Origin of the sequence: Pseudomonas quasicaspiana, assembly GCF_021147825.1 — a bacterium.
GTDB lineage: Bacteria > Pseudomonadota > Gammaproteobacteria > Pseudomonadales > Pseudomonadaceae > Aquipseudomonas > Aquipseudomonas quasicaspiana.
Window position 1 is genome coordinate 21635 of the sequence record NZ_JAGTPI010000070.1, and the last position, 8014, is coordinate 29648.

The 8014-nt window shown below is 58.2% G+C and carries 7 protein-coding genes; 2 read left to right on the plus strand and 5 right to left on the minus strand.

Translation table 11 applies throughout. The features are described from left to right. Positions 1 to 74 precede the first annotated feature (74 nt). Positions 75 to 2438, plus strand: a complete 2364-nt coding sequence (locus KDX30_RS25940; protein ID WP_231677879.1) for a DNA polymerase II — start codon at positions 75 to 77, stop codon at positions 2436 to 2438. A 136-nt stretch (positions 2439 to 2574) separates the two neighbouring features. On the opposite strand, the gene KDX30_RS25945 is transcribed toward KDX30_RS25940, so the two are convergent. Both KDX30_RS25945 and KDX30_RS25950 read right to left on the minus strand, forming a co-directional pair. Beyond that, positions 2575 to 3429 (minus strand): NAD-dependent protein deacetylase, encoded by an 855-nt coding sequence (locus KDX30_RS25945; protein WP_231677880.1) that lies wholly within the window; start codon positions 3427 to 3429, stop codon positions 2575 to 2577. A gap of 71 nt (positions 3430 to 3500) precedes the next feature. Next, positions 3501 to 4127 carry a LysE family translocator gene (locus KDX30_RS25950; RefSeq protein WP_099269324.1) on the minus strand — a complete coding sequence of 209 codons (627 nt, stop codon included), beginning with the start codon at positions 4125 to 4127 and terminating at the stop codon, positions 3501 to 3503. Positions 4128 to 4292: 165 nt separating this feature from the next. On the opposite strand from KDX30_RS25950, the gene KDX30_RS25955 reads away from it, so the two are divergent. Continuing rightward, positions 4293 to 5138, plus strand: coding sequence for a PhzF family phenazine biosynthesis protein (locus KDX30_RS25955; RefSeq protein WP_231677881.1), 846 nt, complete (start codon positions 4293 to 4295; stop codon positions 5136 to 5138). A gap of 161 nt (positions 5139 to 5299) precedes the next feature. Here KDX30_RS25955 and KDX30_RS25960 read toward each other — a convergent pair whose 3' ends face one another. The 3 genes from KDX30_RS25960 to KDX30_RS25970 form a co-directional block, all read right to left on the minus strand. Further along, positions 5300 to 5641, minus strand: coding sequence for a helix-turn-helix domain-containing protein (locus KDX30_RS25960; protein ID WP_099269325.1), 342 nt, complete (start codon positions 5639 to 5641; stop codon positions 5300 to 5302). Between the two features lie 123 nt (positions 5642 to 5764). Beyond that, positions 5765 to 6625 (minus strand): TIGR03915 family putative DNA repair protein, encoded by an 861-nt coding sequence (locus tag KDX30_RS25965; protein ID WP_231677882.1) that lies wholly within the window; start codon positions 6623 to 6625, stop codon positions 5765 to 5767. Then, a complete protein-coding gene (locus KDX30_RS25970; protein WP_027902755.1) occupies positions 6616 to 7836 on the minus strand; it encodes a putative DNA modification/repair radical SAM protein in 1221 nt (406 codons plus the stop codon). Before KDX30_RS25970 ends, KDX30_RS25965 begins: the two co-directional genes overlap by 10 nt. Between the last annotated feature and the right edge of the window lie 178 nt (positions 7837 to 8014).

An 8014-nucleotide genomic window follows, 5' to 3' on the forward strand; every position in this document is an offset into this window, starting at 1 on the left:
ACGAAGATGAGTCGCCCTCTAGCGGGCAATGCCAAGTAGAATCACGCTCCTGAAGGTTTTTGAGGTTTGCGGTGGTGGATGTACAGCAGGGCTTTATCCTGAGCCGACACTGGCGTGATACGCCCGAAGGCACGCAGGTGGAATTCTGGCTGGCGACCGATAACGGTCCCCGGCACATTCGCTTGCCTGTGCAACCCTCGGTGGCGTTCATTCCTGCTGAACAGCGTGCTCGTGCCGAAGCCGTATTGCGCAGCGAGTCAGGGGTCGAGCTTCGTGAGCTGAGTCTGTGTGATTTCCGCCATCGCCCGGTCCTTGGGGTTTATTGTCAGCAGCACCGGCAACTGATGAACCTGGAAAAATCCCTGCGCAAAGGCGGGGTGGATGTCTACGAGGCCGATATCCGCCCGCCTGAACGCTATCTGATGGAGCGTTTCATCACCGCCCCCGTGCAATTCAGCGGTGTTGCGGACAGTAATGGCACGCTGTGCGAGGCGCAGATCCGGCCTGCAGAACACTACCGGCCCCAGTTGCGTCTTGCGTCGCTGGATATCGAAACCACGGAAAAAGGCGAGTTGTACTCCATCGCGCTGGAAGGTTGCGGCCAGCGTCAGGTTTACATGCTGGGCCCCGCCAATGGCGATGACCGCGACGTCGACTTCGCGATTGAATACTGCGACACCCGCAAGCTGCTGCTGGAGCGTCTCAACCAGTGGCTTGAGCTTCACGATCCGGACGCGATCATTGGCTGGAATGTGGTGCAGTTCGACCTGCGGGTGCTGCACGAGCATGCTCAGCGACTGCAAGTGCCACTGCGCCTTGGGCGGGGCGGGGAAGCCATGGGTTGGCGCGAGCATGGATCACGCAACAATCACTTTTTCGCCGACGCCAGCGGGCGTCTGATCATCGACGGCATCGAGGCGCTGCGCTCGGCGACCTGGAGCTTCCCGTCGTTCAGCCTGGAAAATGTCGCCCAGACCTTGCTCGGAGAGGGCAAGGCGATCGATACGCCTTACCAGCGCATGGATGAAATCAACCGCATGTTCGCCGAGGACAAGCCTGCGCTGGCGCGCTACAACCTGAAAGACTGCGAACTGGTGACGCGCATCTTTGCCAAAACCGAGTTGCTGACCTTCCTGCTGGAGCGCGCTTCGGTCACGGGGTTGCCTGCTGACCGCAGCGGCGGCTCGGTGGCTGCGTTCTGTCATCTGTACATTCCGTTGATGCATCGCCAGGGCTTTGTGGCGCCCAACCTTGGCGAGCGCATGCCCGAGGCCAGTCCCGGTGGATTTGTCATGGACTCGCAGCCGGGGTTGTATGAGTCAGTGTTGGTGCTGGACTACAAGAGCCTTTACCCGTCGATTATCCGCACCTTCCTGATTGATCCGGTGGGGCTGGTCGAAGGCTTGCGCAATCCTTCGGACGAAGACTCTGTACCGGGTTTTCGCGGCGGGCGCTTCTCTCGCACCCGGCATTGCTTGCCCGCGATTGTCGAGCGGGTCTGGCAGGGGCGCGAGACGGCCAAGCGGGAGAACAATCAGCCGCTGTCTCAGGCCTTGAAGATCATCATGAACGCCTTTTATGGCGTGCTCGGTTCCAGTGGCTGCCGCTTTTTTGATACGCGGCTCGCGTCATCGATCACCTTGCGCGGCCACGAGATCATGCGCCGCACCCGGCAGTTGATTGAAGCCCAGGGTTATACGGTGATTTACGGTGATACCGACTCCACGTTCGTCTGGCTCAAAAGCCTGCACGGCGAGGAAGACGCGACCCGGATCGGGCGCACGCTGGTGCAACAGGTCAACCTGTGGTGGCGCGAGCATTTACAGCATGAATATGGCCTGACCAGTGCCCTGGAGCTGCAGTTCGAGACGCACTTTCGCCGGTTCTTGATGCCGACTATTCGCGGTGCGGAAGAGGGCAGCAAGAAGCGCTATGCCGGACTGGTCAGGCGTGCGGATGGCTCCGATGAAATGATTTACAAAGGACTGGAAACGGTCCGCACCGATTGGTCGCCACTGGCCCGGGAATTCCAGCAGGAGTTGTATTCGCGGATTTTCCATCGTCGGCCTTATCAGGACTATGTGCGCGACTATGTGCGTCGTACCGTGGCGGGCGAGCTGGATGACTTGCTTATCTATCGCAAGCGGCTACGACGTCGGCTGGATGATTATGAGCGCAACGTGCCGCCTCATGTCCGGGCTGCGCGCCTTGCCGACGAACACAACGCAAGCCTGGGTCGTCCCAAGCAGTACCAGAATGGCGGCTGGATCAGCTATGTCATCAGCGTGGCAGGGCCGGAGCCTCTGGAAGTCAGGCATGCACCTATCGACTACGACCATTACGTCACCCGCCAGCTACAACCTATCGCGGAGGCAATCCTGCCATTCGTGGATGATGATTTCAGCACGCTGATTGGCGGGCAGTTGGGGTTGTTTTAGATCATTCCCCATCTAATTCTGAAATGCGATCTTCTGTGGGAGCCGGGCTTGCCCGCGATAAGGCCGGACGCGGTTCACTTTGGATCGCGGTGTCCTTATCGCGGGCAAGCCCGGCTCCCACAGGTAATTGCAGGCATCAGGTATCTCTGTGCCCGACCAACCGCTCCACCAACTCCGGCAACAATATCTCGCACGACATCTCAATCTTCAGATCCAGCAGTTCATCCGCGCGGGTCTTGCCGATGTTGAGGGCGATCAGTGGCTTGCCTTGCTCGATTATGGTCTTGCACAGGCGGAATGCGGAGTAAGCCATCAGTGACGAGCCCACTACCAGCAAGCCGTCAGCATGGGTCACATTTGCCAACGCTTTTGCAGCGGTAGGTGGGGCAACGTTTTCGCCGAAGAACACCACATCGGGCTTGAGGCGCTCGCCATTGCAGTGCGGGCAATGTGGTACCTGAAAACGCGTCTCGAATGCGGGATCGAGCAAGGTATCGCCATCTGGCGCCTGCACCGCGTCAACGCCTGCCAGGTAGGGATTCTGCGCTTCCATCAATTGCTGAATCGCGGCGCGATCAAAGCGCTCGCCGCAGTCCAGGCACAGCACCCGGTGCAGGCTGCCATGTAGCTCGACGACGTCAGTGCTGCCAGCCTGATCATGTAGCGTATCGACGTTTTGCGTGATCAACCCGCTAATGTACCGATGCGATTGCAGCGTTGCCAAAGCGCGATGCGCCGCGTTGGGTTGAGCAATCCGCACCCGCGGCCAGCCCAGCATCGCCCGCGCCCAATAGCGTCGCCGGGCTTCAGGTGAGCCGAGAAATTCCTGGAACATCATCGGTGCCTTGCCGCGCCTGACGCCGTCGGTATCCCGATAATCAGGAATACCCGACGGTGTGCTGATGCCTGCCCCGGTCAGGACCATAAAACGTTTTTGCGCCATGAGCGTGTAAAGCGTTTCGACCGGGGCGGTGGATGGGCTGTCCAGCATGATGGGTTCTCCGCGTGGCGTGAGTTGTATCTGACCCGGCGGATGCTTGAATGGTGCCCTCTACAACAGATTCACGGTCTGGACATGACCATCAGGCGCACGGCCATCAGGGTCAGCACCGCTGCAAGCACTCTGTGTTGTAGCTTTCCTAACCGTTCTTTGCCCGCAAACCAACGATTGATGGTGCTGCCAAAGGCACCCAGTACGGCATGGAAGACAAACGCAATTATCGTCAGCACCAGGCCGAGCACGATCAGTTGTTGGGCGATCATGCCGTTGGAAGGCGTCACGAATTGCGGCAGGAAAACGATAAAAAACAGTAGTCCCTTGGGATTGAGCAAGCTGTTGAGCATCGACCTGACGAACACTGTTCTCAGCGAAACCTTGTTATCGATGACGTTTTTGCCCGGCTTGCCGCCTTGCAGGGCTTTCCAGGCCATCCACAACAGGTAGACCGCGCCGACATATCGAATGATGTCGAAAGACGGCGGCCATGCCGCGACCAGACCGGTCACCCCGGTTGCGGTCAGAATAGTCAGCACGATATCCGCGGCGCCGATCCCCAGCGAAACGGCCAGACCGCCGCGCCAGCCATAGGTAAAGCCGTGGCTCATGACAAACGCCATATTCGGCCCCGGTGTGATCAACAGAAGCATCACCGCGCCGCAGAATAAAGACAGTGTCTGAAGGTCGATCATGGGCTGCTTCCTTTCATTGATATCGTTTGCTGACGTTAGCGGATCGCGCCGGACAGGCTGCGCTACAGTTGCCGACGATTTTTGTGCAACAGTTTTTTCCGGGCTTTACCTTGCCCGGTTTGAAATGAGAGTCTCGCCGCCTTGGCGTTTTCAGAGTGGGCAGTGATGAGTCGTTATTCGTTCAAACAGGTTGATGTATTCAGTCGGCATGCCCTCAAGGGCAACCCGCTGGCCGTGGTGCTTGAGGCTGACGCACTCAGCGAATCAACCATGGCCGCGTTCGCCCACTGGACCAACCTGAGTGAAACCACTTTTGTGCTTAAGCCCCAGCATCCCGAGGCGGATTATCGACTGCGGATCTTCACCACGCAGTATGAGTTGCCGTTCGCCGGGCACCCGACGCTGGGCAGTTGCCATGCCTGGCTGGAGAGTGGCGGGCAGCCTAAAGGGAAGGAAATCATTCAGGAATGCGGCATAGGTTTGGTGCGGATTCGTCGCCAGGGCAAACAACTGGCGTTTACTGCACCCGCGTTGTTGCGTTCTGAGCCGGTCGAGGCTGGGTTGCTGGAGCGGATTCGCGCTGGAATGGGGCTGGTTGACGGTGCGATTCTTGACGCCCGCTGGGTTGATAACGGTGCTGGATGGTTAGCACTCAGGCTCGCGGACAGAGCCAGCGTACTGGCGCTGAAACCGGATTATGCGCAGTTGGGCGGTCTGGCGATTGGTGTGTTCGCGCCTTGGGATCCGCTACTCGATGGGGTTGAAGCGCAATTCGAAGTCAGAGCGTTCATCCCGGGTGACGGCATGCCTGAAGATCCGGTGACCGGGAGCCTCAATGCCGGTATCGCGCAATGGTTGTTGAGTGCCGGGCTGGCAGAGGACAGCTATGTGGTCAGCCAAGGCACGGTGCTGGGCAGGCAAGGTCGGGTTTACGTGCAGCGTCTTGGTGACGACATCTGGATTGGCGGCGAGGTGGTGACGTGTATTGAGGGTGGGGTAGAACTGGCATGAGACTTTACAAACGGGCCGCCATGTTTGCCCGCAACTAATGCACTAAACAAACCCAATGGGACCGGCTTTGGTGTACCGGTTAAAGTCGTTCCCACTAACTATGTTCCATTCAGCGGGTTAGTTTGCAGGTTATTGCCGCCGTGCTCGGCAGTAAAAAACCATCAGGATTTAACGGCTTGCTCTTCAGACACGGAAAGAGTGCTGATCAAGCGTTTGATGTCTTCCTGTACATCCAGAGGTAAACCGTCCAGCTCGGTTAACACTTTCGACTCGCCTGCGGAGATGGAGTCGATGGCCAGTAATTCCCGGGAACCGGTGATGACATACAAAACATCCACCCCGGCCTTCGCAACCGCTCTGAGGTATTCGGCATTGGGAAAGCGCTTGCCTCGTTCGTAAAGCCCTTGAGCATTGGCTTCAACCCCGCCAACCAAACCCAGGTCTCGCTGAGAAAGATCGAGACGCTTTCTTTCCAACTTGAGTCTTATGCCCATGCCTTCCATTTGGTGATTTCCTGATGCTGATCCACTTCGATGAGAAGGTAGTTGTTTGAAGTGTGTCGCAGATTACCAAGAAGGTCTTGATGTTTGAAGGCTTTGATAGCAACTGATGAACGGTGTAGCGCTCTAGGACGGGGCGACTCCCGGACCGCGTGCGATACGCTTGCCGGGTCTCGCGGCGACTTGACTGGCCTGACCGTCACGCTGTTTGCCGGTTCTCGCCTCACTGATTAAAGCAGGAATTAAAGGACCTTCAGGCAGGTTTTTCCAGAAGCGGCTTGGAAAGTGGCCTTCCATGACCTTGGGGTTCAGGCGTGCCGGGTTGAAGATGTGACTGTAATAGGTCAGCCACAGCTCCCCACCCGGATCCTCGGCGTTGCGCGCCAGTTGTTGCCAGGCAGGCGGGCAGACACGCTGATGGATCAACTGGTGACCATCGTAGTAGACCCCGTCTTTGGGTGTGGCAATCATCCACCGATGCTGCCCCATACGGCCGATAAAATGCTGACTGGCGCTGTGCAGGATGTCGTGAGCAGGTTCGTGCCACGCGACGTATTGCGGCTGCGCAAATTGCGCTGGCAGCTCAGATTCGGGCAGTGCAACAAAACGCAGAAATGCGTGCAGATGATGGGCTTCCCGGCTGACTTGCTTGATGCGTCGATGCAGCTCGCTGCCCAGCTTGTCGCCCGCCAGCATCGCGGTGCGATCCCCGTGACTGACGCGCCAAAGCACCTCATACAACAGGCTCCAGCGCTGATCGCCGCGAAATTGTGAGGCGCTTTCCAGCAACTGCAGAAGGGCCAGCGGGATCCGGGCCTGAAACGGACCTTGCTGTTCCGGGTAACTGTGATCAGAGCCAAACAGGTCGCTGCCGTCGCTGGATTTCCAGCTCACCTGACTTGGATCGACTTCATGGCTGAGCAGCCAGCGTGCCTGCTGTCGCCAGTTGTCGAACAGGTCGTCGCAATCCAGGCAAATCATCCCCATAACCCCATTTGCTGTGGAGCTGGGCGGTCGCGCAACAACATGTGCAATGACTCGCTGCTGCTCTCTGCCTGAGTCGGGTGATAGTCGCAGGTAATGATGAACGGTTTGGCCTTGGCCAGTACACAGCGCATGCGTGTCAGGTCTTCGTAGCGGATTCGACGCTGACGGCGTAGCTCCAGCAAACGGTTGGTGGTGCGGATACCGATGCCTGGGATTCGCGCAATCTGTGAAGCGTCGGCGCGGTTGAGGTCCATGGGGAACAGGCTGCGGTTGTTCAGGGCCCAGGCCAGTTTCGGGTCGATGTCCAGTGCCAGATCACCGGCGCCCTGAAACAGCTCCTTGACCTTGAAGCCATAGCCACGCAGCAGGAAATCCGCCTGATACAGACGGTGCTCGCGCATCAGTGGCGGGGCGGCCAACGGGACACTTTTCGGGCTGTTGGGAATAGGGCTGAACGCGGAGTAATAAACCCGGCGCAAGCCGTAATTGCCGTACAGGGATTCGGCGCTGGTGAGAATGGTACTGTCGTCGGTCTCGTCAGCGCCGACGATCATTTGCGTACTTTGCCCGGCTGGCACGAAGCGCGGCGCACGTGGCTCGTTGAGGATGGTTTGCTGTCCGGTGTGAATGGTCTTCATCGCCTGTTTGATGGTGACGACGTTTTTTTCCGGAGCCAGGGTTTTCAAGCCGTCATCGGTGGGCAGTTCGATGTTGACGCTCAGGCGATCGGCGTAACGGCCGGCCATTTCGATCAGTGCCGGGTCAGCGTCCGGGATGGTCTTGAGGTGGATATAGCCACGAAACTCATGGACCTCCCGCAGTTGACGCGCGACTTCGATCAACTGTTCCATGGTGTAGTCGGACGAACGAATGATTCCGGAGCTGAGAAACAGCCCGCTGACGCAATTACGCCGATAAAAATCCAGCGTCAGGGTGACCACTTCTTCGGGGCTGAAGCGGGCGCGGGGTACGTCGCTGGAGCGGCGATTGACGCAGTATTGGCAGTCGTAAAGACAGAAGTTGGTCAGCAGGATTTTCAGTAGCGAAACACAGCGTCCATCAGGCGTATAGCTGTGGCAGATACCCATGCCGTTGCTCGAACCCAGCCCGGTCTTGCCCTCCGAACTGCGCTTGGGTGCTCCGCTGCTGGCGCATGACGCGTCATACTTGGCGGCATCCGCAAGGATGCTGAGCTTGTCGATCAGCTGCATGGGAAACTCCGATACTGTTTGCATGTACAGTATCGGGTTCAGGTGTGGGACGCAATGTCCTGCGGTCGGGTGAATAAGTGGCTTGCTTGAAGCCACTGCATTATTTGAATTGGAAAGCAGTCCCATGTGGGAGCGGTGCTTGCCCGCGATATGCGTTGCCTGTATCGCGGGCAAGCAC